This window comes from Picosynechococcus sp. PCC 7117, from assembly GCF_001693275.1.
Lineage (GTDB): Bacteria > Cyanobacteriota > Cyanobacteriia > Cyanobacteriales > MRBY01 > MRBY01.
In genome coordinates this window covers 1,276,604-1,300,227 of sequence record NZ_CP016477.1, presented here as the reverse complement: position 1 = coordinate 1,300,227, position 23,624 = coordinate 1,276,604, and the positions used below count along the sequence as shown (strand labels likewise).

At 49.0% G+C, this 23,624-nt stretch carries 25 protein-coding genes; 13 read left to right on the top strand and 12 right to left on the bottom strand.

The annotated features are described in order from the left end of the window. Positions 1-94 precede the first annotated feature (94 nt). Positions 95-1,615, bottom strand: a complete 1,521-nt coding sequence (locus AWQ22_RS06320; RefSeq protein WP_065710524.1) for a helicase C-terminal domain-containing protein — start codon at positions 1,613-1,615, stop codon at positions 95-97. Positions 1,616-1,739: 124 nt separating this feature from the next. On the opposite strand from AWQ22_RS06320, the gene AWQ22_RS06315 reads away from it, so the two are divergent. Beyond that, positions 1,740-2,312 (top strand): 5-formyltetrahydrofolate cyclo-ligase, encoded by a 573-nt coding sequence (locus tag AWQ22_RS06315; RefSeq protein WP_232321515.1) that lies wholly within the window; start codon positions 1,740-1,742, stop codon positions 2,310-2,312. Beyond that, the gene (locus tag AWQ22_RS06310; RefSeq protein WP_065710523.1) at positions 2,309-2,644 is read left to right on the top strand and encodes a YnfA family protein; all 336 of its coding nucleotides are present in this window, start codon (positions 2,309-2,311) and stop codon (positions 2,642-2,644) included. Before AWQ22_RS06315 ends, AWQ22_RS06310 begins: the two co-directional genes overlap by 4 nt. 101 nt (positions 2,645-2,745) lie before the next feature. Here AWQ22_RS06310 and AWQ22_RS06305 read toward each other — a convergent pair whose 3' ends face one another. Then, positions 2,746-2,985 carry a hypothetical protein gene (locus AWQ22_RS06305; RefSeq protein WP_030006316.1) on the bottom strand — a complete coding sequence of 80 codons (240 nt, stop codon included), beginning with the start codon at positions 2,983-2,985 and terminating at the stop codon, positions 2,746-2,748. An 841-nt stretch (positions 2,986-3,826) separates the two neighbouring features. Here AWQ22_RS06305 and AWQ22_RS06300 point away from each other — a divergent pair. Continuing rightward, the gene (locus AWQ22_RS06300; RefSeq protein WP_065710522.1) at positions 3,827-4,423 is read left to right on the top strand and encodes a Crp/Fnr family transcriptional regulator; all 597 of its coding nucleotides are present in this window, start codon (positions 3,827-3,829) and stop codon (positions 4,421-4,423) included. A 9-nt stretch (positions 4,424-4,432) separates the two neighbouring features. On the opposite strand, the gene AWQ22_RS06295 is transcribed toward AWQ22_RS06300, so the two are convergent. Together AWQ22_RS06295 and AWQ22_RS06290 are read right to left on the bottom strand one after the other, a co-directional pair. Then, positions 4,433-5,446 carry a hypothetical protein gene (locus AWQ22_RS06295; protein WP_157094589.1) on the bottom strand — a complete coding sequence of 338 codons (1,014 nt, stop codon included), beginning with the start codon at positions 5,444-5,446 and terminating at the stop codon, positions 4,433-4,435. Positions 5,447-5,742: 296 nt separating this feature from the next. Beyond that, on the bottom strand, positions 5,743-5,931 hold the full coding sequence (locus AWQ22_RS06290; protein WP_012306851.1) for a CPXCG motif-containing cysteine-rich protein: 189 nt from the start codon (positions 5,929-5,931) through the stop codon (positions 5,743-5,745). Positions 5,932-6,091: 160 nt separating this feature from the next. Between AWQ22_RS06290 and AWQ22_RS06285 the strand changes: the two genes are divergently transcribed. After that, entirely contained in the window at positions 6,092-6,718 is a 627-nt protein-coding gene (locus AWQ22_RS06285; protein ID WP_012306850.1) for a TetR/AcrR family transcriptional regulator, read from the top strand. Positions 6,719-6,786: 68 nt separating this feature from the next. Here the strand turns inward: AWQ22_RS06285 and AWQ22_RS06280 are convergent, their stop codons facing one another. From AWQ22_RS06280 to AWQ22_RS06270, 3 genes are all read right to left on the bottom strand, one after another. Continuing rightward, positions 6,787-7,296, bottom strand: coding sequence for an inorganic diphosphatase (locus AWQ22_RS06280; RefSeq protein WP_030006311.1), 510 nt, complete (start codon positions 7,294-7,296; stop codon positions 6,787-6,789). A 121-nt stretch (positions 7,297-7,417) separates the two neighbouring features. Then, positions 7,418-7,597: a hypothetical protein gene (locus AWQ22_RS06275; protein WP_030006310.1), complete on the bottom strand. Its 180-nt coding sequence runs from the start codon at positions 7,595-7,597 to the stop codon at positions 7,418-7,420. 179 nt (positions 7,598-7,776) lie between these two features. Next, positions 7,777-9,093, bottom strand: coding sequence for an ATP-binding protein (locus AWQ22_RS06270; RefSeq protein WP_065710520.1), 1,317 nt, complete (start codon positions 9,091-9,093; stop codon positions 7,777-7,779). A gap of 146 nt (positions 9,094-9,239) precedes the next feature. On the opposite strand from AWQ22_RS06270, the gene AWQ22_RS06265 reads away from it, so the two are divergent. Together AWQ22_RS06265 and tatC are read left to right on the top strand one after the other, a co-directional pair. After that, entirely contained in the window at positions 9,240-9,671 is a 432-nt protein-coding gene (locus AWQ22_RS06265) for an EVE domain-containing protein (protein WP_065710519.1), read from the top strand. Positions 9,672-9,734: 63 nt separating this feature from the next. After that, positions 9,735-10,496: a twin-arginine translocase subunit TatC gene (tatC, locus tag AWQ22_RS06260; protein ID WP_065710518.1), complete on the top strand. Its 762-nt coding sequence runs from the start codon at positions 9,735-9,737 to the stop codon at positions 10,494-10,496. Here tatC and AWQ22_RS06255 read toward each other — a convergent pair. Continuing rightward, positions 10,485-10,853 carry a response regulator gene (locus AWQ22_RS06255; protein ID WP_012306845.1) on the bottom strand — a complete coding sequence of 123 codons (369 nt, stop codon included), beginning with the start codon at positions 10,851-10,853 and terminating at the stop codon, positions 10,485-10,487. The two genes, tatC and AWQ22_RS06255, sit on opposite strands and share 12 nt — an antisense overlap. Before the next feature lie 533 nt (positions 10,854-11,386). Between AWQ22_RS06255 and AWQ22_RS06245 the strand changes: the two genes are divergently transcribed. The 6 genes from AWQ22_RS06245 (at position 11,387) to AWQ22_RS06220 (ending at position 17,742) form a co-directional block, all read left to right on the top strand. Next, the gene (locus AWQ22_RS06245; protein WP_065710516.1) at positions 11,387-11,887 is read left to right on the top strand and encodes a cupin domain-containing protein; all 501 of its coding nucleotides are present in this window, start codon (positions 11,387-11,389) and stop codon (positions 11,885-11,887) included. Positions 11,888-11,983: 96 nt separating this feature from the next. Further along, the gene (locus AWQ22_RS06240) at positions 11,984-13,069 is read left to right on the top strand and encodes a CIA30 family protein (RefSeq protein ID WP_065710515.1); all 1,086 of its coding nucleotides are present in this window, start codon (positions 11,984-11,986) and stop codon (positions 13,067-13,069) included. 148 nt (positions 13,070-13,217) lie between these two features. Further along, the gene (locus AWQ22_RS06235; RefSeq protein ID WP_065710514.1) at positions 13,218-14,489 is read left to right on the top strand and encodes a hypothetical protein; all 1,272 of its coding nucleotides are present in this window, start codon (positions 13,218-13,220) and stop codon (positions 14,487-14,489) included. A gap of 3 nt (positions 14,490-14,492) precedes the next feature. Next, the gene (locus AWQ22_RS06230) at positions 14,493-15,485 is read left to right on the top strand and encodes a pentapeptide repeat-containing protein (protein ID WP_012306841.1); all 993 of its coding nucleotides are present in this window, start codon (positions 14,493-14,495) and stop codon (positions 15,483-15,485) included. Positions 15,486-16,052: 567 nt separating this feature from the next. Further along, entirely contained in the window at positions 16,053-16,382 is a 330-nt protein-coding gene (locus tag AWQ22_RS06225; protein WP_065710513.1) for a hypothetical protein, read from the top strand. Between the two features lie 163 nt (positions 16,383-16,545). Continuing rightward, positions 16,546-17,742 (top strand): FtsW/RodA/SpoVE family cell cycle protein, encoded by a 1,197-nt coding sequence (locus AWQ22_RS06220; protein ID WP_065710512.1) that lies wholly within the window; start codon positions 16,546-16,548, stop codon positions 17,740-17,742. A 23-nt stretch (positions 17,743-17,765) separates the two neighbouring features. Here the strand turns inward: AWQ22_RS06220 and AWQ22_RS06215 are convergent, their stop codons facing one another. After that, a complete protein-coding gene (locus AWQ22_RS06215; protein ID WP_065710511.1) occupies positions 17,766-18,179 on the bottom strand; it encodes a hypothetical protein in 414 nt (137 codons plus the stop codon). A 19-nt stretch (positions 18,180-18,198) separates the two neighbouring features. After that, positions 18,199-20,937 carry a valine--tRNA ligase gene (locus AWQ22_RS06210; protein WP_065710510.1) on the bottom strand — a complete coding sequence of 913 codons (2,739 nt, stop codon included), beginning with the start codon at positions 20,935-20,937 and terminating at the stop codon, positions 18,199-18,201. A gap of 207 nt (positions 20,938-21,144) precedes the next feature. On the opposite strand from AWQ22_RS06210, the gene AWQ22_RS06205 reads away from it, so the two are divergent. Beyond that, positions 21,145-21,753, top strand: a complete 609-nt coding sequence (locus AWQ22_RS06205) for a hypothetical protein (protein ID WP_157094588.1) — start codon at positions 21,145-21,147, stop codon at positions 21,751-21,753. Here the strand turns inward: AWQ22_RS06205 and wecB are convergent. Beyond that, positions 21,740-22,852 carry a non-hydrolyzing UDP-N-acetylglucosamine 2-epimerase gene (gene wecB, locus AWQ22_RS06200; RefSeq protein ID WP_065710508.1) on the bottom strand — a complete coding sequence of 371 codons (1,113 nt, stop codon included), beginning with the start codon at positions 22,850-22,852 and terminating at the stop codon, positions 21,740-21,742. The two genes, AWQ22_RS06205 and wecB, sit on opposite strands and share 14 nt — an antisense overlap. A 153-nt stretch (positions 22,853-23,005) precedes the next feature. Next, positions 23,006-23,377, bottom strand: coding sequence for a hypothetical protein (locus AWQ22_RS06195; RefSeq protein ID WP_012306834.1), 372 nt, complete (start codon positions 23,375-23,377; stop codon positions 23,006-23,008). Positions 23,378-23,624: the final 247 nt, after the last annotated feature.

Below are 23,624 nucleotides of genomic sequence, written 5' to 3'. Positions count from 1 at the left end.
TGTTTTGTTTGTCTACATTAATAATCTTAACATAAGTTTACGAAATATTGCAAATCGTTACAAAAGCATTGACTTTTGTTTGAGCCTTCAAAAATTAATTTCCCAACCAGTTGGGTTCAAGGTAATTACACACAGAACAGGGCTGGAGGGCATCGAGGATTTGTTGACCGTAGGCACGGTGGTTGATGCGGTTGTCGAGAATGGCGATCACACTTTGCTCTTGGTGGAGGGGATAGGTAGCCCGTTGCATTTCCTGGAGGGCCGTGGGGAGTAGGTACAGGCGAAACCAATCTTGGCGTTTTTGTTTGTATTGGGCGACGCGGGCTGCCACTAGAGGATTTTCTAGGGACGGGAGAGGGAGGGTGGCGATCGCCATTAGTTGAGGTAACGGGAAGCCCACGGATTGACCATAGAACAAGGGATCCGTAAGCCGTCGCCAAAAAGCCCAACCACAGATCAAAATGCTATCGGCCTGGGGATTTGCTGTTTCGACCTTAACCCGCGACCCAAACTCAGCGGCGAGGGCCGCCCCCATCTGTGCCTGGAGGGGCACGTCGTTAATCAATAAAACAATGGGACGCTTCTGGTGAGGGTGGCGGCGAATTAGATGACGCAGTTGGTGCAACAGTTCCCCTTGGAATTCTGGGGTATTGGGTAAGGGAAGGCGCTGTTCTGGCAGATAAACGCGCACTTGATCCTGTTGACGGGGGGGCGCAAAGTCTACGCAAGTAAGCTGGTCTGGGTTGAGGCCAATTTGTGTACAAAAGCTGGGGGCTTCTCGTTGGGGTTCGAGAAAGCTTCCAATCAATAAAGTCGGCTGCCGTTGCCAGAGGGGTGCAAGGCTTTGGTTAAGGGTCTGGGGAGCTACTTGGAGAGAAAATCGGCCGTCCCGTTGGTGGAGGTGCGCCCAACAAAGGGGGGACTGGTGACGGTGTTGCCAGGTAGCCGCAAAGGTACGCCAAGCTGCGGGGAGGTGGGGGAGTTGAAAACAGGTGGCCAAACGGCGTTGATTGTCTGGGTCGAGGGGATAGCAATGGTAGGGATTCGGCGATCGCCGCAGTAGTTGTGCCTTTAATTGGTCATATTGGCCCTGAATAAAATCCTGCTGGCCGGGGTTTTGTTGCTTGAGCATTTCCCAATCGGCAAGTTGCAGTTGGCAACGGTAAAAATCTTGGGCCCACTGCCATAGCTCATCGACGGGATTAAGAATCGTTGTCACGGGGGCCGGGGGGCGATCGCCAGTCATTCTTCCAAACCATTGGGAAGGGGTTAAAAGCGTAATGGCGCTGGGCTGGGTTTGGTCTCCGGTTTCAAGGATGGAAATGGGGCGCTCGGTTCCCAGTAAACGCTGTAGGCGAGGGATTTCCTCTGCCTGGAGCCAAGTTAACAATAGCTGGGGAACAACGATGGTGACAGGCTCCGAACTCAAGAGAGCAGGGGTCAGATAGCTGAGGGCATAGTCTTCGATACCCGTTCTGGTTTGAATCAGAGCAGAGCGACCTAAGCGTAATCCCCGCGCCACTAACCGGGCCAGGGTTAAATGGTGGGGCCAGGGGCTAATATTTTGCTCACGGGCGATCGCCACCAGGATTTGGTGTACCTGTGCTTCCATCATGGCGTCACTTTTCCCATTAACACAACGACCCAGAATTTCCTAAGCAAGAATTGATCCCCCCGCAAAAACGCTTTCTAGCCTATCAGAACCCTATTGCAGCGGTAGTGATGGGTCTGGTATATCCATGGATATGGATCAAAAAACCCACTTACGACAAACCTTTAAACAACGGCGGCGATCGCTGCTTGAATCAACTTGGCAACAGGCCAATGCCGCCATCTGTCAACAGCTCCAGGACAGCCTGCTCTGGCAAAATTCCACAACAGTTTTGGGCTACCTATCCCACCACCGCGAGCCCTGTTTACAAGCCTTACTGAGTGCTCCTAAAACCTGGGGATTACCCCGTTGTGTCGGGGTCGATCTCGCTTGGCACCATTACCAAATGGGCGATCGCCTGATACCGGGCAAATTTGGCATCCGCGAACCGGAAGCCACGGCTCCTTTAATTGATCTGACAACCATTGATCTAGTGCTAGTACCAGCCCTTGCTTGTAGTCAAACGGGCGATCGCCTCGGCTACGGCGCTGGATTTTATGATCGATTTTTTGCCACCCTACCCCAACCCGTCATCACAGTGGGCATTGTGTTTGAATGTTGCTTTGTGCCAACCCTGCCCAACGATCCCTGGGACGTGCCCTTAGACTATGTTTGTACAGAAAAACGACTGATTAAAATTGCCCAGGAGCTTTCCCAATGACCAGCGTCATCCTCAAATCTTTGCTGTATTTTGTGCTGGCAGGGCTGTTTGAAATTGGTGGCGGTTATCTCGTCTGGCTCTGGCTTAGGGAAGGAAAAAGTTTACCCGTCGCCCTTTTGGGCTGGCTACTGCTGATGGTTTACGGCGTGATTCCGACCCTGCAACCGGCTCACTTTGGTCGGGTCTATGCGGCTTACAGCGGTATTTTTATTGTCTTGTCGTTGCTGTGGGGCTGGCGTATCGACCAAGTTCGTCCCGATAACTACGATTGGCTGGGCTGTGGTTTGGCGATCGCCGGGGTTTTGGTCATGATGTATGCTCCCCGCAATTAAGCGCCGTTAGGATTTTTCGCCCCTGACTTTTGCGAACCCATTAAAAAGCCCCCCAACCAGCTAGGGATTGAGGAGCCAAGTGCTAGGCGATCGCCAAATGATTAGTTAGCGGTTTCTTCGCCTTCAGCAGGTGCTTCTTCAGTCGCTTCACCTTCAGCGGGAACTTCTTCTTCAGTTACTTCACCGTCAACGGGAGCTTCTTCGGTAACTTCACCTTCAGCGGGAACTTCTTCCGTGGTGGTTTCATCGGTGGGTGCAGTGGTCTCAGGGCCGCAAGCACCTAAGAAGCCAAGGCTCATAACAGAGGCGATCGCCACCAAGAGAAAACGTTTGATGTACATAATATAAATACTCCTTAATCTAAATTAAGACCAAGTTAAAACAGCTACTAATTATAGCGACGGAAAATTGTCCTTGAGTAGCCGTCAAGTCAAGAACCATAAAGGTTTGAACAAAAATAAAGCTGATCATCAGAAAGGCTAATCAAAACACTATTGCTTTTCTGGTTTTTTCCGCCTAAAGGATCATGATCTTTTGAGCTAACCTAAGCTAAAGCTTTAACAAGCGTTTTGGTAAATCGAATCCAATTCTTTTGCTATTAATTCTCAACAACAATTATTGATAAGTAAAACTACTTATTCTCACCAGCCCCGAAGCCCAGAAATTAAGATCAAGAGCCAGTGCTGTTTAGGGTTTTGCAAAAAATATTAATGGCTCTGGGCAAAAATGATGCGAGTCTCTCAAATTGTCTCTGATATTACCAATATTTTAATTGTGAATTTAGGGGGAATGATTGGTGTTCCAATGCGCCTATTTTCACCAAGGTAATGCTACATTCTAAATAATGACCATGGCTTTCTTAAAATAAAAATTCGAGAAAAATGATTGGATTATTATTGGGACTAAGTGCTTTCTTTTTGGTTACAACCTATGTCACAACTCAATTTGCTGTGATTTATGGCTACTGGGGGTTCAACTCCCTCGTTCAACTTAGTCAACAAGTAATATTTTGGATCGGGGTTCTCTTCGTGGTTTGGTGCTTTGCAGAAGATTAACCTTAAACTCACGATTACATTTTATTTAACTACCTCCTTTATCCTGGGCGAAGTTTCAATAATTTCTTAACCAAAATTATCTTTTTCAGCAATTATTATTGGCCCAACCTTTGACTTGTGTAAGCCCATGGACGCTGCGGAAAAAATTTGCCATTCTTTCCTCCGGGGTCAGGTGATTCCCCGCTATTCCCAGGATATTTGGCAGGTGGAACGGGGCGTGTTGCAGCTCCGGAGCCATACCCCCGAAGGAACGGTGACGGTATTGGGTTGGCTGCAAAAGGGCAGTTTTTGGGGATCATTTATGACCAAACTGGAAGGGATCGAGGCGATCGCCCTTGTGGACAGTCGTCTGGTGCGCCATTCCGCCAAAGCCGTGAAACAGTCTCCCAGCCTCCAGCAGGAATTACTCCAACAAACCCTCCAGCGCCTCCGTCAAGCCGAATATCTCTTGGCGATCGCCGGTCTCAAACGCATTGAAGACCGCTTAATTTCTTTGCTGCTGCTCCTCAAGGACGAAATGGGCAAATCAGAGGCAACCATCACCCGGCTCCGTTACCGTTTCACGCACCAGCACCTCGCCGATACCATTGGGACGACCCGCGTCACTGTCACCCGACTTTTTAAGGAATTTCAACAGCAAGGCTGGCTAAAAATTGATGGCGATCGCCACATTTTGTTATTAGATAATCCCCAAGGCGATCGCCTCCCCCTGCCTCGACTTTAGCGGCTTGTCTTAACCCGAACATTGTTGACGCCACATCACATCGCCAATTTCTCCGCCTCCTGTGCGGGAACCCCCCTCCACATTGAAGTAATGATCATAGGAGCCAAACCCTGAGATTACCGCATACTCTGATTTCACGTCCCCATAGGTCGGCATTAAACGAGCATCAAAAAAGTAAATGGGAAAGCTAGGGGGATCTGTCGGCGTTGTACTGTTTTGCAAAATGAGATTAGCTCTGGGATAGCCCACCGAAATTGAATATTCAAATCGGGCCACCTCTCCCCGCTGCTGATGGTTAATAACGCCAATGTAGGGGACAGTCACAAAGCCTTGGGCTGGCTCAAAGCGCAATGACACTTGGGGATTGCCAATGGCTTGAAAGGTCACATTGCCGTTGCGACAAGCTTGGGCATTGTTACCCAGTTGAAGCGTATCCCCAGGCCCAGGCTGAAACAAATCGGGACGATTGCCAGGGGGCACCCGCACCGGTTCCGGCGATGCCGCCACAGACCCAATAGCACCAATGGCATCAATATCTGGGCCACCGTAGGGACTACCACTCGTTCGCCAGTCGGGATAATCACGTAAGCGCACGAAGCGATATTGGGCACCAGGGGGCAAATCATTAAACCTTGCTAAATCCACAGAACGGGTAGCGCCTTGAATACGCCCCAACTCGTACCATTGCTGTCCATCTGTAGAAATCGCCACGTTGGTGGCCTCCACCGCTGGCCCCACTTCAAAAATGTAAAGATCTGGCCCTGGCACGTCCACCAGGCGATTATCTACAAACTCCACAATCAACGCAGAAGAATTCATTTCATCTGAGGCATTACCGAGGGAGACGTGGTTACCATCTGGAATGCCCAGGGCGCGGGAGCCGTCACGATATTCACCACTAACATTGGTGGCCCCGTTGTATTCCAAGCTCACGACTCGATCTGCAAAGGAGCTGGCCCCCTGGGGAAAATCAATCCCTTGGTAAACTTCGGCTTTCACGGAAATGGCGAGGGGAAGGCTCAAAAATAAGGCACTGCTAAGGCAGATCTTGACAGATGATGGTATCGAACTTTGGTTTTTGGTTGGGACATCCATAGTGGCAATAAGACGGGCACACCACTTCAGTATAGTGAAATAATTCGCCACTACAATCCGCCAAAACTCGGAAAATAACGATAGTAATAGTTAGCGGTATTTTTGCTGTTGTTGAAATATTTTTTGTGGTCAAAGGAGACAAATTTCAATTAAACAGTATTAATCGCTGGGGACTGGAAATTTAATGTTTAATTGGCCGTCCATTTGCTTGGAAATATGGGGGATCAATAGGTGATGTCAGTTTCAATGGTCACTTCTAGGGTCTCTTCATCGACCGTAATAAACAGGCGGTTCGGCTGACAACAGACTTGACAATCTTCGATATAACTTTGGGAAAAACCACCACTGAGATCCACAAAAGTAATGCTTTCTTCGCCGCAATAGGCACAAAAATAGTTCGCTGTATTTTCCATAATGAATTGCCCGCTTAGTTTGTTTTTCTGTCACTAAATGTTTCTCAATATTTTCTGGGGGAGCACCTCAAGTTTTATGAAGGCTAAGGGAGGAGATTTCGTCTCCTAAGACACAATAAAAGTAGTTAGATACTGTATATGGGACGTAGGAAAGATGGTCATGTTTCAGCAGCGATCGCCAAAGACAGGATTAGCAGAGAACTGCGCGGCAGACCAGCCCCGGGACCGAATTTTAAAGGCGGCACTACAGTTATTCGCCCAAAAGGGATACGAAAAAACCACAACGAAGGAATTAGCCGCCAAGGCCCAGGTGGCAGAGGGGACTTTGTTTCGTCACTTTAGCAACAAAAAAACCATCCTCGTGGAAGTGGCGACCCTCGGCTGGATGGATCTCCTCACGGATTTTTTAACGGAAATGAGTGAGATGGGCAGCTACAAGGCGATCGCCCAGGTGATGCGCCACCGGATGCTGAATATGCACAAAAATAAAAATCTGCTCAAGGTTTGTTTCATTGAAACCCAAGCCCACCCAGAACTCCAGGAAAAAATCCAGGCAGAAGTGATCGATAAAATGACGGGTATTGCAGAGGCGTTTTTCGAGTCGGCCATGGAAAAGGGCATTTACCGAAAAATGAACCCCCACATTGTCGCCCAGGTCTTTTTGGGGATGTTTGCGATCGCCGGCTTTTCTGATGTGACCATCGCTGACCCCCACGCCACCCCAGAATCACTCCGGGAAATGGCAGAAGGCATCGCTGACATCTTTCTCCATGGTGTTTTGGCCTAGAACCCAAAGCAAGGGGCGCATCCCAATAAGAACACGCCCACCCTTAAACATTGTCAATTTACAGCACTCTATTTGTAAGCTTTGACGCACTCTTCCACGAGGGGCGCAACGGCATCGATGTCTTTCCAGCCTAAAATTTCCACTTCTTTTTTCTCCAGGTTCTTGTAGGAGGCAAAGAATTCGGCAATTTCATCTAGGCGGTGCTGAGAGATCTGTTTGATGGATTTAATGTCGTTGTAACGGGGATCTTCGGCGGGAACACAGAGAATTTTTTCGTCACGATCGCCACCGTCGATCATTTCCAACATCCCAATGGGGCGGGCAGCGATGACACAACCGGGGAAGGTCGGTTCGTCCATAATTACCATCCCATCGAGGGGGTCGCCATCATCGGCGAGGGTATTGGGCACAAAGCCATAGTCGTAGGGATATTTCACCGAAGAAAAGAGCACCCGGTCGAGGGCAAAGGCATTCATATCCTTATCGAACTCATACTTGTTTTTGCTGCCGCCGGGGATTTCGATCAAAACATTAATCAAACCAGCTTTCGGTTGGGCAGGAATCCGAGATAAATCCACGGGTAATTTCTCCAAATATATCCAGAACAAAGGGTTGAGGCGGCCCTAAAACACTCTAAAAAAAGTGCGAGGCGATCGCCCTCAAGCATTCTACACAGAAGCGGTTCCTTTGCCCGCAGGATTATTCCAATAACACAGAGGAGGTGAGATCCGGTGCGAGGTTCTGGACAGGTCGGTCGGAGTAATACCCAATAATCAGTAGGGGAATGGTCAAGGTCAAAAGGGCGATCGCTGTACCAAGCAGATCAGACCATCGGGGGGAAGGGTCGGCAGGTTTGCCGGGAGAGCCACTGGAGTCCATAGGTGTCAGGGCCTGCTAACACAATTGTTAGGAAGCCAATGTTTTTAAAAAACTAAAAAATTAAGTGGTTAAAGAAGGTGCTGTTATTCTAACTAAGAATTGGCCCAGAACTGTGTTGGGTTTGACGATTTTCGCTACCCTTAAGATTTCTTTAATCGTTGGGGTCTTTTCATCACAGGCTATTGGGACGAATTCAAGGCTTGTTCTGCCACCAAAAAATCAACAAATTGGCGAGCTGTCCGGCCGGAACGACCATTATGGCGGGTGGCCCATTGCTTCGCTTGAAAATCCAACTCAGCCGGAGCCAAATTTAAACTAGCTCTTTGGGCTAAATGGTGGACAATTTCTAGATAGGTGGCCTGATTAGCCGGGGCAAAGGTCAGGGTCAACCCAAAGCGATCGCTAAAGGATAATTTCTCTTGAACTGTATCCCAGTGGTGAATTTCTTCTGCTTGGCTGGGTCGGGGCCGATCCTCAAAGAATTCCCGCACCAGATGACGGCGATTGGAAGTGGCATAGACGACCACATTACTTGCCTTAGCCCGGATACTGCCTTCGAGCACCACCTTGAGGGACTTAAACACTTCATCATCCTCTTCAAAGGACAAATCATCAACGAAGATAATGAATTTTTGGGGTTGTTGCCGGAGGATTTCCACAATTTGCGGTAAATCTCCTAGACCTGTTTTGTCCACTTCAATTAGTCTGAGGCCCTGGTCATAGTAGGCTCCTAACAAGGCTTTTACCAGGGAAGATTTACCAGAGCCGCGACTCCCGTACAAAAGCACATTCAACGCCGGTAAACCTTGAAGTAAAGCTTCGGTATTACGGATCAAGGCAGTTTTTGGCTCAGGGTAGCCCACAATATCGGCGAGGGGGAGCCATTCGGGATCAAGGACGGGTTGCAAACTTCCTTCAGCCCAGCGGAACGCACCATATTGGCTAAACTGGCCTGCGCCATGGCGATGGTAATAACCAGCCAACTGCTCCAGGGAGTCGGGCCAAGCGTCGTGGGAATGGAGAAAAGCAGAATCTTTGATGGGCGATCGCCGCCAAGGGGTGAGGGTTGTGGCGACCTGGGTGGCAACGGTGACCCAATAGCGGACGGTTTCAGGTTCGCACGAATACACTTGGTGCAAAATCGTCAGGTCATGGCGTACCGCTTCCTGGAGGGAACGGCTCATTTCCCCTAGGGATTTCACCTGGGCCTGGCGACTAAAGGGATTATCATCCTGGAGAATGCGCCCCACAAGCCAATCTTGCCAACTCACATCGGCGATCGCCAAAGCTTGAAACCAGCGCCCATAGCGTCGCAAGCACTGAATACTGGCCGTTGACCCAGAGGATTGGGCTGCTTGATCTGAATATAAGCTTTCTAACAACGCCAAAAAGGTCTGACCAACTGGATCCGCAAACACCCCCTGAAAAATCAGTAAAGATGCAATTTGCGGATAAAGTAGCCTGGTGGAAATTGTGTTTGAAGCGGGAGCAACCATAAAAATATCTGCCGATGTAATGGGCTGAAAAAATCCAGATGAACCGTATTACTGGTGCGATACTATTCTGCTAAGAATTTACCGCATTGGGGAAATGGCGGTATTGTATTCCTCAGCATCCTTTACATTTTCTCAATCTGGATCAGATGGCATATTGGCTTTTTCAAGGGAACCCCCGCTATCATCGTGTACTTGATGCCATCCGTGAACAAACGGAAATGCCCTGGCTTGTGACCCGCTACAAAAATAAAATTCAAGTCGGTGATGGCGTTTTAATTTGGATGGCCGGTGAAGCTGCCGGCATTTATGCGATCGCCGAAATCATTAGTCTCCCCACAGTTATTTCCCCCAAAGACATTCAAGACCGCGACTATTGGACGGATCCCAAGCGACTCCGGGCCGATAAACCCCGCAGCCAAATCCGCTTTATTCGCAAACTCCTCGGTCAACCCCTACGCAAGATAGAATTGCGATTTGATGGCATCCTACGGGATCTCGATGTTATCCACACGCCCAGCAGTACCAATTTCAAAATCACCCCCGAACAATGGCTGCGGGTGCATCAACTGAAGGGCTGATTTCCCCTAACTTCCCCAAAAACCTCCGTTAAAATAAAACTCTGCTGTGCACCTTTCTTCACCATGACCTCGACCCAAAGTAAAATGCCCCCAACCGAGTCCCCAGATCCCATGCGGGAGATTCCCGATGAAGCAGAAATGTCCTTTTTCGATCACCTCGAAGAACTCCGCTGGCGAATTTTTTATTCGCTGATTGCCGTTGTTGTCGGTTGGGTCGGTTGTTTCTTTTTTGTCAAACCCATCGTCCAGATCTTAGAAGCGCCGGCTGCTGGGGTGAAATTCATCCAGGTGGCCCCCGGCGAATTTTTCTTTCTCTCGTTTAAGGTGGCGGGTTACACCGGCGCTTTACTGGCAAGCCCTTTTATCCTGTACCAAATTATTCAGTTTGTTTTGCCGGGGCTAACCAGGGGAGAACGGCGTCTCCTCGCTCCCGTTGTCTTGGGGTCTGGTGTGCTATTTTTTGCGGGCTTGGCCTTTGCCTACGTGGCGCTGATTCCAGCGGCTTTGAATTTTTTCATTACCTATGGTGCTGATGTCGTAGAGGCGGCCTGGTCTATTGAGCGATATTTTGAGTTGGTGCTGGGTCTGATGTTTTTTACGGGGCTAGCGTTTCAGGTGCCTGTGGTGCAAATGATCTTGTCTTGGCTAGGGATTGTTTCTTCGAGCTTGATGCTGAAGGGGTGGCGCTTTGTCGTTCTGGGGGCAGTGGTGCTCGGCGCGGTGATTACGCCCTCGACAGATCCGATGACCCAATCGCTCTTAGCTGGGGCCGTCCTGGGCTTATATTTTGGCGGCATTGGCATTGTGAAACTTTCAGGACGCTAGGGGCTTGGCGATCGCCTGCAGTACAGCAGCCATTAATTCGGGGCGACCAAAGGGTTTACGGAGAAAAGAATCGGGTTGTGGCACAGAATATTCTGGTAAGGCATCGGCACTGATCAAAATAAACGGAATTTTTTCGGTGGATTGATCGTGGCGCAATTGACCAAAAATTTCTTGGCCATCGAGACAGGGCAAGCGAAAATCACAAATAATCACGTCTGGTGTTAGTCGCCGCGCTAAACTAACCCCCAGGGCACCATTTCCTACGCCCGTCACTGCATAGCCTTCAACGATTAAAGAAATCACTAAGCTACCTCGCAGATCAGATTCATCTTCGATCACTAAAATTTTCGGAATCATGATGTGTCACCAAGGGAAACAATGATTTTTGAGGAGAAAATTCAAGACTCTTTAGTGAGCCTAAATCAGGGAAAAATACGACGGATCTCAATAGTCAATAAAAGTTGTAATAGGTCGGTCTGGCTGAGTAAAAATACGATTGCTCAAGAAAAATTTGGCAGAAACAGCTACGGCAGAAAAAGTGATTTTGCAGCGTTGACCTAACTTGCTTACGCTACTGATCATAGAGGTGACCTTGCCTAAAAAAAATAAACCCTAATGAACATTTAAGGTTTCCCAGAAGCAAACTTAATGAATTTTGCTTTTTTTAACTTGCCTGTTGTTTTGTAACTGATTTTCTAAAAAAATATTGCGATTTGCTGAGAGTTGCATCGAAATCAGAGTTTATTTTTAGGTATTTTGTCTTACTGCCTAAAATGATCAATTAAAAATATTTTTAGCTTGTTTGATCTCTGTGATCGGGCGCTATCTTGAAGTCAAACAAAATTCGAGCTAATTTTTTGAGTTCGTTTTCATTAGAGGATTTTTAATTTATGATTTTGACAGCGGCAGCCGTAATTGAATATTTGGGCCTAGAACCCCATCTGGAAGGGGGCTATTTTCGGGAAACTTACCGCTCAACACTCTCTATGGCCACCGAAAGACCGGGAGGCGATCGCCAATTGCTAACCTCGATTTACTACCTGCTCAGTCAATCGCGGCCCATGGACTATCTACACTGCAACCAATCGCCAATCATGCACTATTTCCACGGCGGTGCGGCGATCACCTACCATACCCTTTCTCCGGAAGGCCAGTGGCAGACCACAAAGCTCGGCTTTGACTTAGCAGCGGGAGAAGTGCCCCAACTCCTGGTACCAGGGGGCTACTGGAAAACGGCCATTTTAGAAGCGGGCGAATTTGGTCTTTTGGGGGAAGCGGTGGCCCCAGGATTTGATTACCAAGATTTGGAAGTTGCCCAGGGGTCAGTGCTCCAAGAACTGTATCCGGAGCATTGGCCGCAGCTCAAAGCTTATATTCATCCGAGCCATTAATGACATTAATGAAAGGAAATCATCGCCTCGTTTTGGCGATCGCCCAGGGAAACCCGTTACACTTTGGCTAACGGATCAGCAACCGAGGGAAACACAATGGCAATTTGGGATTTCGGTCGTTTTATGCAGACCCTCATTCAGTTCGATGTTATGCCGGGGAGTCAACTGATTAAGCCTTGGTTGGGTCAAGAAAACGTGGCAGCAGATGCAGATAATGAAACATTTGGAGGCAGCGCCCAGATGGGGAAAATTTTAGTGGTGGGTGGCGATCGCCCAGAAAATCAAACCCTTGTGCAGGCCCTTTCGGCTCGCGGCTATCAAACCCATTGGGCGAAAGATTCTGTTGAATCTTTAGATGGCGCGGCCATGCTTATTCTTTGTGCTGATCTCGCCGCCACAACCAGAGACTCCCTCCTCGCCCAGGTGAGTCAAGATCCCCAATGGCGATCGCCCCAGTGGGAACTGTTTAATTTTCGCCAAGCAACCCCTGCCCTCGCTCAACTGTGGGGAGCCGTGGACGACGTGGTGATGGGAGGTGTTAGCCAAAGTCAATTGCGGTTAACCCCGGCTGGGGCGCTATTTACAGGTAATGTCTCCACCGATAACAATGGCGGTTTTGCGTCGGTACGCACCAAAAGTTTGGCGAATCCCTGGGATCTATCCAAATATGCGGGGTTCCGGCTCCGGGTAAAGGGCGATGGCCAACGCTACAAATTTATTGCCCGCTGCGAAAACCGTTGGGATGGCATTGGCTATAGTTATTCCTTTGAGACCACCGCAGACCAGTGGCTGAGCGTGGATATTCCGTTTAGCGAGCTTGTGCCTGTTTTTCGGGCCAAATCCGTACCGCAAATGGGGCAATTTCAAGCTGACCGGGTCTATGCGTTGCAGTTGATGCTCAGTAAGTTTGAATATGATGGGCAACTCAATCCCAGTTTTCAGCCGGGGTTATTCCAACTGGCCATCGAGGCGATCGCCGTTTATGGCGGTGAACCTTTCCCCCAAATTATTGCCCTGAGTCAAACCACCGCCCCCCAGGAAGCGCTCCAGGAAACAGGGCTCCCCTATTGTCTAATCCATTGTCCCCAGGGTTTTACCGCAGAAAATTTGCAAACTGTGATCAATGTCATTGGCGATCGCCAAGCCGTTAACCAAATTATTACCTGTGCAGCGTCACAGTAACCAACAACTGGCCACCCGTGGCAAAGAATTTCGGGGTATCCGGTTAGATATTTAGCATAAACAAGTAAGATCGAAAGCATAAATACTTTGGCTGCCTTAATCCTGTCCCCTTAAACGCTGGTTTCCCGTGGGAATTGTTTCTCAACCTATGACTCCCCCTGTCTCTCTCCAAGCCATCATTCGAGAGTTAGAACAACACCCAGATGCCCAACGCATCAAAAAGTTGTTAATTTATACTGCTGTCAATCGGTGGGAAAGTAATCCCCAGTTACTCCAACGTCTCTCCCTGGAGCGCATTGTCAAAAAAAATCTTGACCAGTTTTTAAGCTTTAAAGAACTCCAGCGGGCCTTTAGTACCTCTGTCAGTACCCTCAGCCGGCCTGCTACCTATGGTCGCCTTGCCAACGACATCTTGACCCAGTTAAGCCCCCTCTACGAAAGCGAAGATCAAGATCCTTCGACGGGTATTGTTGCTGCTGGCCAGAATAGCCACCAAAGCATTACAGAGATTCACCTAGAAGTTGCGGTGCAAACCCTCGAAGAACACCGCGAGAATATTCGCATCAAAAAATTGCTCTATGCCCTTTGTTTTAAGCGTTGGGAAAATAGTTTTCAGGTTTTAGAAGAATACAGTTTGGCTAACCTGTTACGCCAAGTCGTCGTTAACTACCCCACCCGTAACCAATTTGAGACGATCCTGCGCAAATTAGTTTCTCTGCTTAATCGCCAACAAATCTATGGCCAATTGGCTGATGTGATCCTTGGGGCGATCGCCCCCCTATACAAATCTGGTGATTCTGCCACGGGTTTAACCCAACCCACCGCTGACCCCCCAGCGCCAGTTCCCACCCCAGTGGTGCCGCCCCCTCCCCCTGCCCCAAGTCCAGCACCAGAGTCTGTGAACTATAAGCAGACCATGGCTTTTAATATTGACGAGCTCCCCATTCCCAAGCCTGCCAAGTCGATGGATCTTGATTTCAGTGAAAATCAAACCCTGGCGCTAGCTCCAGAGACCCAGATGACCCAGACGATGTTGCTCAACACCGGCTCCCCTCGACCAATGCCGGCCCCTACGCCTGCTCCAGTACCGAAAAAAAAGCATTTTGCGGCGGCTCTCAACATCTACGAACTTAAGCTGGAGGTGATGAAATACGCGAATCCCCTCCGCACAAAAATTTTGCTGTTTTCCGTCGTCCATCATCCCTTTGACCTCAGCGGCAAAGACTGGTCAATGTTGCGTACCTGTGATTTTGATGAGTTATTATCCGAAGTGCTGCGGGATGCCTCTAGTCTCAAGGCTCTGGAAATCAAACTTTCGGCGATCGCCCGGTCACTCTTTGACGCCAACGAACATCTCCAGGCCGCCGGAGCCATTGTTCAAGCCGTGACGACTTTCACCAATCCCCCCCCCCGTCCATGACCTATGACCCCCCAAGAACTCATTGCTAAATATGCGCTTGGAGAAACCCATTTCCCAGAAGCCCAACTCGATGGCGCGAACTTTTGGGGGGCAGATCTCATCGGCATTAATCTCCAGGATGCTGACCTCCACAACGCAATTTTGATTTTTGCCTATCTCAGCCGGGCCAATCTAAAACAAGCCAATTTCATTAATGCCAACCTCAGCGGCGCTAACCTCAACCAAGCCAATTTAACCTTGGCAGAACTTCATAACGCTGATCTCCATGGTGCTGTTTTAATTGGTGCTAACTTAACCAACGCCGACCTGACCCTGGCAAATTTACTCGATGCCAACCTGATGGGAGCAGATCTCCGGGGGGCAGACCTAAGCGGAGCGAATCTTTCTGGGGTCTGTTTGCGGGAAGCCAATCTTCGGGAAGAAAAGCGAGTTTATAATTCCAGTCTGCGGGGCACCATCCTCCGGAAAGCCGATCTACAGGGGGCGAACCTCCAAGGTGCCGACCTCGCCCGGGGCGAATTAAGTGGTGCCAACCTCAAGGGTGTGAATTTCCGACGGGCCGATCTCCATGAAGCCGATCTCAGTGGGGCCAACTTAGAAAACGCGATTTTGACCGAAGCGAATTTGATTGGGGCCAACCTCGTTAAAGCTAATCTCAAAAATGCGAAATTTGAGCGGGCGTTAATGGAGGATGCTGATCTTCGCCTAGCCAATCTTACCTGGGCTAATCTTCCTGGTGCCCGCCTCAATCGCGCCAAACTCAATAAAGCCAATTTGACCAATGCCCGTCTCAACCGGGCGGATCTCAGTCGCACCAACCTCTCCCAGGCCAAATTAATCGATGCTGAAATGATTGATACTTACCTTGCCCGCGCCAATCTGATGGGAGCAGATTTAACCCGGGCGAACTTGATCCGTGCTGAAATTAGCAGTACAAATCTTGCTGGGGTCATTCTGACTGGGGCGATGATGCCCGATGGCTCTGAACACCGCTAGGCTAACAACCAATTACGCCAACACATAAAAAAACCAGCCTAAGCTTCAGGGCTGGTCAGTTTGAGCTTGCTGTATGAGAGGAGAAACTCAATGTCAAGACGGCGCATGGTACTTTGCCGACAGATCCACTGGAATGGAAACCTGTAAAATCTTGGAGTGAGCTTTGTTAAAAATTGTAACAAGCACCGTCGAACTTCGCAACATTTCTTTACAGATGGCGTAATTTTTTGTCCAGGCCTTGATTTCAGATTTGGCGATCGCCAGCAAGATTAATCACGGAAAAATCGATTCTCTTAAAGATGAGTGGTTGTATTTTTGATGTGAGAACAGATATTTAAGCCCTGAAGAATAAGTAATTATACCCAGCTATTTTATCTAAACTTTTCTTTCTTTGGCGATCGCCTTTGGTTTTTCAGTTGATAGGATAAAATTCCATTCTTCAAGGCGTTCTGTGTTTGGAATTGTCTTTGGGAATGAACAGATAAAACAACATCAAATCTTAAATAATTGTTTATTGTTTGCCAGATCAATAGACATTACAGAATTAATCAGCAGGAACAAATAAGTATGAGGCATTATTGCGACGAGTGGATTCAAGAGTGGTGTGATGGCAATGGCTGGACAGATCCAACGTTAGTCAGTACCAATTTTTATTGGGCTTTTCCGCCAAATGGCGTGATGCCCGAACCCATTCCTGGAGAAATTCTCCGCCTCATTAAATCGGAAAAAGGTTTTACCCAAGATGAAAAACGTTGGCTGGCTTTGGCCGCCGGGGTGACCTTAGTTTCAGGCATTTTTACTTATTATTGGCATTGCCCTTTACCGTTGGTGATGGCCTTTGCCTTTAGTGCTGTCACAGCGGCACGTTTGGAGGTTGAAATTCCGGCAATGGCTTAGGAGGAAAAAGAGTCATTTCTCTTGAATCGGTATTTGTCACCCAATAGCCTACGGTAAGCAATATCAAAAATTCATCAATAAGTTTGCAAAAAAGTCCAGGAGAAGCAACCCTAGGATCGAGCATCCTTTGCGATAATAGGGAAGCATTTTTTACCCTTAAAACGTGTTGGCTAACAAAGATCTCCTCCACCATTTTTTGACGTATTTTACTGAGGTCAAGCATTGGGCCTTGGAGGCAAGGTTGTTGCGATGGTTGACTTTGTTGTGGCTTGGGCTTGGATTAGTCACGCTCTTTTCTGCGTCTTATCCGGTGGCAGCCGTTGATTATGGTGATGGTTGGTACTATGTCAAGCGGCAAATCGTTTGGGCGATCGCCGGTTTGATCTGTGCTGGGGCGATCGCCCGCGTCCCCCTGAAAAAAATTCGCCTGATTTCGTTTGGCGGCCTGATCATTTCCTTTGGATTGATCCTGCTGACGATTGTCGGTTTTGGTCGGGGCAGTGAAGAATGGGGCGCTTCCCGTTGGATTGGGATTGCCGGATTTGCCCTACAACCCTCGGAGTTTGCAAAGCCTTTTTTGGTCTTAGAAGCCGCCAATGTCTTTAGTCGTTGGCGTCAGTTAAAAATTTGGCACCGAGCTGTTTGGTTGAGCTTATTTGCTGGGATTTTATTGGCAATTTTGAAGCAACCCAACCTAAGTACCACCGCCCTTTGTGGTATGACGATCTGGTTTATTGCCTTGGCCGCAGGTATTCCTTGGCTATTGCTGGGGGGAGCCGCTGGTGTCGGGGGATTGGCGGCCTTAGCGAGTATTAGTGTTAATAGTTATCAACGGGAGCGATTGACATTTTTCCTTGATCCTTTCCGCGCTGCACGGGATGAAGGTTATCAGTTGGTGCAAAGTTTGCTGGCGGTTTCCTCCGGTGGTGGTTGGGGCTTAGGCTTTGGCGAATCCCAGCAAAAGTTATTCTTTCTGCCTATTCAACACACGGATTTTATTTTCGCGATTTTTGCAGAGGAATTTGGTTTAATTGGCTCCTTGGGGCTATTGGGGTTACTCTTCGCCTATGCCTCTTTGGGGAGTTATGTGGCTTGGCGATCGCCTGTGCTCCGTCACCGACTGATTGCCATTGGGGCCACCTTTATTCTCATTGGTCAATCTTTGCTCAACATTGGCGTAGCAACGGGGGCTTTACCAACAACGGGTTTACCCTTGCCCCTCTTTAGCTATGGTGGCAGTTCAATTATTTCTAGTTTGATGCTGGCGGGACTTTTGGTACGGATCGCCAGGGAAAACGGCGAAGCAACAGTCATTTCCCTCGCAGAACGACGGCAGCAGCGACAAGAAAATCCAACATAAACGCTCAACATTGAACGAACCAATTAGGGGTCAGACAGTTTCTGTTCCAGGGCTTCTAGCTGCTCTCGGCGTACCTCTAGTTCGAGTTGACGACGGGTAAAGTCTTGGCTTTGGGCCGTCATTTCTTGCCGCCAAGTTTCTATTTTTTTTTGTTCTTGCTGGACAAACTCCGGGGTGATTTTTCCCGGGACAAAATAATGGTGCACCACATTCAAAAGCCAGTCCGTTGCGTCTTGGATGCTGGCCAATTGTCGCTGTTTATCAAGTTGAATTAAAACCAGTGCCCCCACAGCAAATTCCGTTTGGGAATAAACCATGGAGGGGCGATCGCCTTGGTCATGGATGAGCCAACTCCCGTCAGGCTGCTCTTGCGCCACAAACACAAGTTGAAGCTGAGTCGATTGGGGATGACGTTGAATTTGAGCAAGGTGACGCATCACAGGTAAAGGAAACGCATTACTGAAGTCGTTGTAAACGTTCCGTCAAAATAGATTGTTGTGCTTCAGCTTCGGTAAGGGCAGACCGGGCACCTTCGATCACCTCTGCTGGAGCTTTATTGACAAAGCCAGGGTTATTCAAACGTCCACTGAGGGATTGAATTTCCTTATTCACTTTTGCGAGATTCTTCTCTAATTTTGACCGCAGTGCAGGAATATCGACAAGGCCTTCGAGGGGAATTAAGACCTGAATCGTCCCCACTACCCCGGCGATCGCCTGTTTGAGAGAATTATCGACGGTATTGGTCAATTTTAAAGTTTCCACCTTGGCTAATTTGAGAATATAGGCTTCCCCTTTCGCCAAGGTGTTGAGTTCCGTTTCCGTTTCACTTTGGAGGATCACGGTGACCGTTGCCCCCGGTTTAATGCCCGCTTCTGCACGGAGATTGCGGATCGTGCGGATGGCTTCGATGAGCAGGGCAAATTCATCCTCTAGGGAGGGATCAACTAACTGGTCATTTTCGGCGGGGAAAAGCTGCGTCGCGAGGAATGTTTGGCCGTCCGCTTGGGTGAGGGTCTGCCAAATTTCCTCGGTGATGTGGGGCATAAAGGGATGGAGTAATTTCAAAATGTCTTCTAAGACCCACGCCAAAATCTGTTGGGCAACGGTGCGAGAAGCTTGATCTTGCGCTTCCTTGGCATAGAGACGGGGTTTGACCAGTTCGATATACCAGTCGCAGAAATCGCCCCAGATAAATTCATAGAGGGCTTTGGCGGCTTCCCCTAAGCCATACCCTTCGAGGTTTTTGTGGGTATCGGCAATCACTTGGTGCAGACGGGAGAGAATCCAGCGATCGCCTAACTCTAGATCCGCCATCGCAGGACGACCCAAATCGGTCGGGGTTTTCCCATCGAGGTTCATCATCACAAACCGCGCCGCATTCCAAAGCTTATTGGCGAAATTTCGAGACGCTTCTACAGACTGGGATTCGTCGGTTTTGCGGTCGTATTGCAAACTGATGTCCTGTCCGGCTCCAGCGACTTCACGGATCAGGGTATAACGCAACGCATCCGTCCCATAGCGATCGCACATCAGCAGGGGATCAATGCCGTTATTGGCAGATTTCGACATTTTTTTGCCGTTTTCATCCCGCACCAGCCCGTGAATGTAGACATCCTTAAAGGGAATTTTGCCCGTGAAATGGCTGGACATCATCGTCATCCGCGCCACCCAGAAAAAGATAATGTCAAACCCCGTCACCAGCACGCTATTGGGGAAATATTTTTGAAAATCTTCGCTATTGTCGGGCCAACCCAAGGTCGAGAAGGGCCACAAGCCAGAGGAAAACCACGTATCCAATACATCGGGGTCTTGCTCTAACTGACAATCTGCACCGTACTGGGCGATCGCCTTTTGTTTCGCTTCGGTTTCATTATGGGCAACGATAAAGGGCGTGTGATCCTGAATTTCGCCATTGGTTTCACTAACCACATACCACGCCGGAATTTGGTGGCCCCACCACAACTGCCGCGAAATACACCAATCATTCAGCTTCACTAACCAATCCCGATACACCTTGCGCCACCGTTCCGGCACATAGTTCGGCTGATTTTCTTCGTCTAAAAAGGCGAGGGTTTTCTCTGCTAGGGGGTCAATTTTGACAAACCACTGGGTGGAAAGGAGTGGCTCTACGGGAACCTTCCCGCGATCGCTGTGGGGAACACTGTGGCGATAGTCTTCCGTTTTGACCAGTACGCCATCCTCTTTTAATTTGGCAACGAGATTTTTCCGCGCCTCAAAGCGATCCTGTCCTGCAAACATCCCCGCATTTTCATTTAACGTGCCATCGCGGTTCATGATGTTAATAAATTCGAGGTTATGGCGTTTCCCCATGTCAAAATCATTCGGATCATGGGCGGGCGTAACCTTCACACAACCTGTCCCAAATTCAGGGTCTACGTGCTCATCGGCAAACACCGGAATTTCCCGCCCGACAATCGGCAAGGTTAACGTCTTCCCAATTAGATCTTTGTAGCGTTCATCGTTGGGATTAACGGCAACGCCCGTATCACCGAGCATCGTTTCTGGGCGAGTCGTTGCTACTTCCACATAGCCACTACCATCGCTCAATGGATAACGAAAATGCCACAGATGTCCGTCTACTTCTTTGTTCTCCACTTCGAGATCGGAGACGGCGGATTGGGATTCGGGGCACCAGTTGACTAAATAATTACCGCGATAAATTAAACCTTCTTCGTAGAGGGTAATAAAGGCTTTTTTAACGGCTTCGCAGAGATTTTCGTCAAGGGTAAAACGTTCCCGCGTCCAGTCGGCGGAGAGTCCCAGGCGTTTAAGTTGGTTGACGATCGCCCCACCGGATTCGGCTTTCCATTCCCAGGCTTTTTCAAGGAATTTTTCGCGACCGAGATCGTAACGGGTTTTGCCTTCGGCTTTAATTTGTTTTTCGACGAGGGTTTGAACAGCGATGCTGGCGTGGTCTGTGCCGGGGAGACAGAGAACATTTTCCCCCTTCATGCGGTGATAACGAACGACAGTATCGATCAGGGAGGTATTGAAAGCGTGGCCCATGTGCAACTTGCCCGTGACGTTGGGGGGCGGAATCACGATGCAAAAGGGATCGCCTTTTTTCTGGGGGTCGGCCCGAAACACTGACCGTTCAAACCAAGTCTGTTGCCACTTATTCTCGGTGTTGTGGGGATCGTACTGACTGGGAAGATTGGGGATATCGGTAGTCATTGGGCCGTCTTGGAGAAATAAAAAAACTTGAGAGCTGCTTCATTGTAAATCGATCTTCGCCCTAGATTGTGCCATGCTGGGTTAGTTCTCCTCAAATTTGTTTGGGGACGGCGATCGCCTAGGATGTTAATCGGCAAATTTGGCGCGACACCGAAACACGGAACAATGTGCTAGAAGGAAGATGAGTTCGCACTATATCTGAACAAGATGGCAAAGAAAGAATATTTTTTATACGGTGGTTTGTTCTTGGCTGGGGCGATTTTGACGCCAGCGGCAGTTGGTTTATTCGGTCAAGGCGATCGCCCCGCTGAAACAACGGAAACAGCCGCTAATGAAACCTTTGGCAATGGCGACTCCGAGCCAAGTTTTATGACCGACGAACCAACCACGGCCACCTTTGCCGAAAACGACAGTCGCGAACAGATCCTCAAAGATTACGAAACGGTCTCCCCCGAAGCACTCCGCAACATTCCGACGGCGATTCCCCAGTACGCCACCAACCAGCCTTCTGTGCCGCCCTATCCCAACTATTGGGCGAATATCAGAATTCCAAACTTCGCCAGTCCGCCCCTAAACCCCAATCCCAGTGCGGGTCAACCCAGTGGACAAACAGCAGGCGATCGCCCTCTTAACAATGTCGCCAGCGTACCGACCCTCGATTCGCAAACCCCCCCAGACTCTTTTCAGCCTGACCCGGCAACATCCGCCCAGGAGAATCCTAATTTCCAGGGCCAAGACACGATCCAAGCCCCAAGCTCTGTCAATCTCCGGGATTTTGTGAACTCCGCTCCGGCCCGGGATCTTACACTGCCCTAGCTTGCAGAAAATCACGCACAATTTGCAAGATTTGCGCGGAACTAGTGCCATCTCCAAAGGGATTTACCGCATTGGCCATTTGCTCATACTTTTCCCGGTTTGTGAGCAAGAGTTGGGTCGCTTGGAAAATATTGTCCTGGGCAGTGCCAATTAATTGGGCGGTACCGGCGGCGATCGCCTCTGGCCGTTCGGTATTTTCCCGCAAAACCAACACCGGCTTACCCAAGCTCGGTGCTTCCTCCTGGAGCCCCCCAGAATCCGTGAGTACCAGATAACTCCGTTGCATCGCCCCGACTAACTGCGGGTAATCTAGGGGTTCTGTGAGAAAAATTTGCGGATGTTGGCCTAGGATTTGCTGAATTGGTTCCCGGACGGTGGGGTTGCGGTGCATCGGTAATAAAATCGCCACATCTGGAAACGCCGTAACAATCTTATGTAACCCCTGCAAAATGTCCTGGAGCGGTTCGCCCCAATTTTCCCGACGGTGCACCGTCGAAAGAATCACCCGTTGCCGCCCCCAATCTAAACCAGGAATCTCACAGGGGGGATTTGCCGCCGCGACGGCTAAAAGAGCGTCAATTACCGTATTCCCCGTGCAATAGGTGCCCCCTAAAATGTCCGCTTTTTTCAGGTTGGCGATCGCCTGGGGAGTCGGTGCAAAATGTAACTGGGCAATCTGAGAAATTAGGCGTCGGTTGGCTTCCTCTGGGAAAGGATTCATTAAATTATCCGTTCGTAAGCCCGCTTCCACATGGCCCACCGGAATCTGCTGATAAAACGCCGCTAAAGCTGCCGCAAACGCCGTCGTTGTGTCCCCTTGCACCAGCACCATATCCGGGGATAACTTTTGGTAAATTGCCTGTAAACCCGCCAAGCTCCGGCAGGTAATGTCCGATAAGGTTTGTCCCGGTTGCATAATTTCGAGATCATCATCGGCCCGTAGATCAAACCACTGCATCACCTGATCAACCATTTCCCGGTGCTGCCCCGTCAAAATCACATGGGTTTTAAAATCAGACTGCTGGCAAAATTGCCGGATCACAGGCGCGAGCTTAATCGCTTCCGGGCGGGTACCAAGAGTGATACAAACTGAGGGCATAAAACACTCACCAAAAGATCTTATCCATTCTACAGATTCCCTTGCCGGTCACGAAAAAACCCGGCAAATTACCGGGCAGATACAAGCATCTTTTTTTAGATCACTATGAACTTTGGAAAACTCTAATCAACGAGGCAGTGTACAGGTGTGCCTCTAACTAACTTCACAGGTTAAAGGGCAGGCTGCAAAAATAGAATCCGATGCGACCTCTGCATTTCCATGGAGCCAAGTTAACCAAGTCACCTCTTGGGGGTGAACTCCCTTGGCTGTTAGCATTGCCGCTGCGACCAAAATGCCCATCAAGGTGCCGCCAATAATCGTTCCGGCAACAACGAGCACTGCACTAACTGGCAAAATAGACTGGAGCACAATGGCCATGAGTGAACCAATGGTCATCATTAAAACAACAATTGGAAAACCGACAACCAAAAGGCAAACCAGTAGCGTAAAACTCCAGATCAAAAAGCTTTTTAATAGTACAGATAGGTAAGCTGAATCCCAACTGCGCGTCGATGAGTAGTCCATAATCTGTCCCCTCCCAGGGATATGTTTAGTTGTCAAAAAACTTAAATGGAAGCATCAATATTTCTGGGTGTTGATGCCCTTCGATAGTAAATAGTATAAACAGGAATTGGGTAAAAATGAGAATCCCTTTACATAAATTAATTTCTAAAGCTTTTTTTTATGGTAGAAATTCAAGGAAAAATATCGAAACCACTGATTATTCAAGTCTTTTGCTCCCTCTAGGTCATTAGAAATAGTTATTTATACT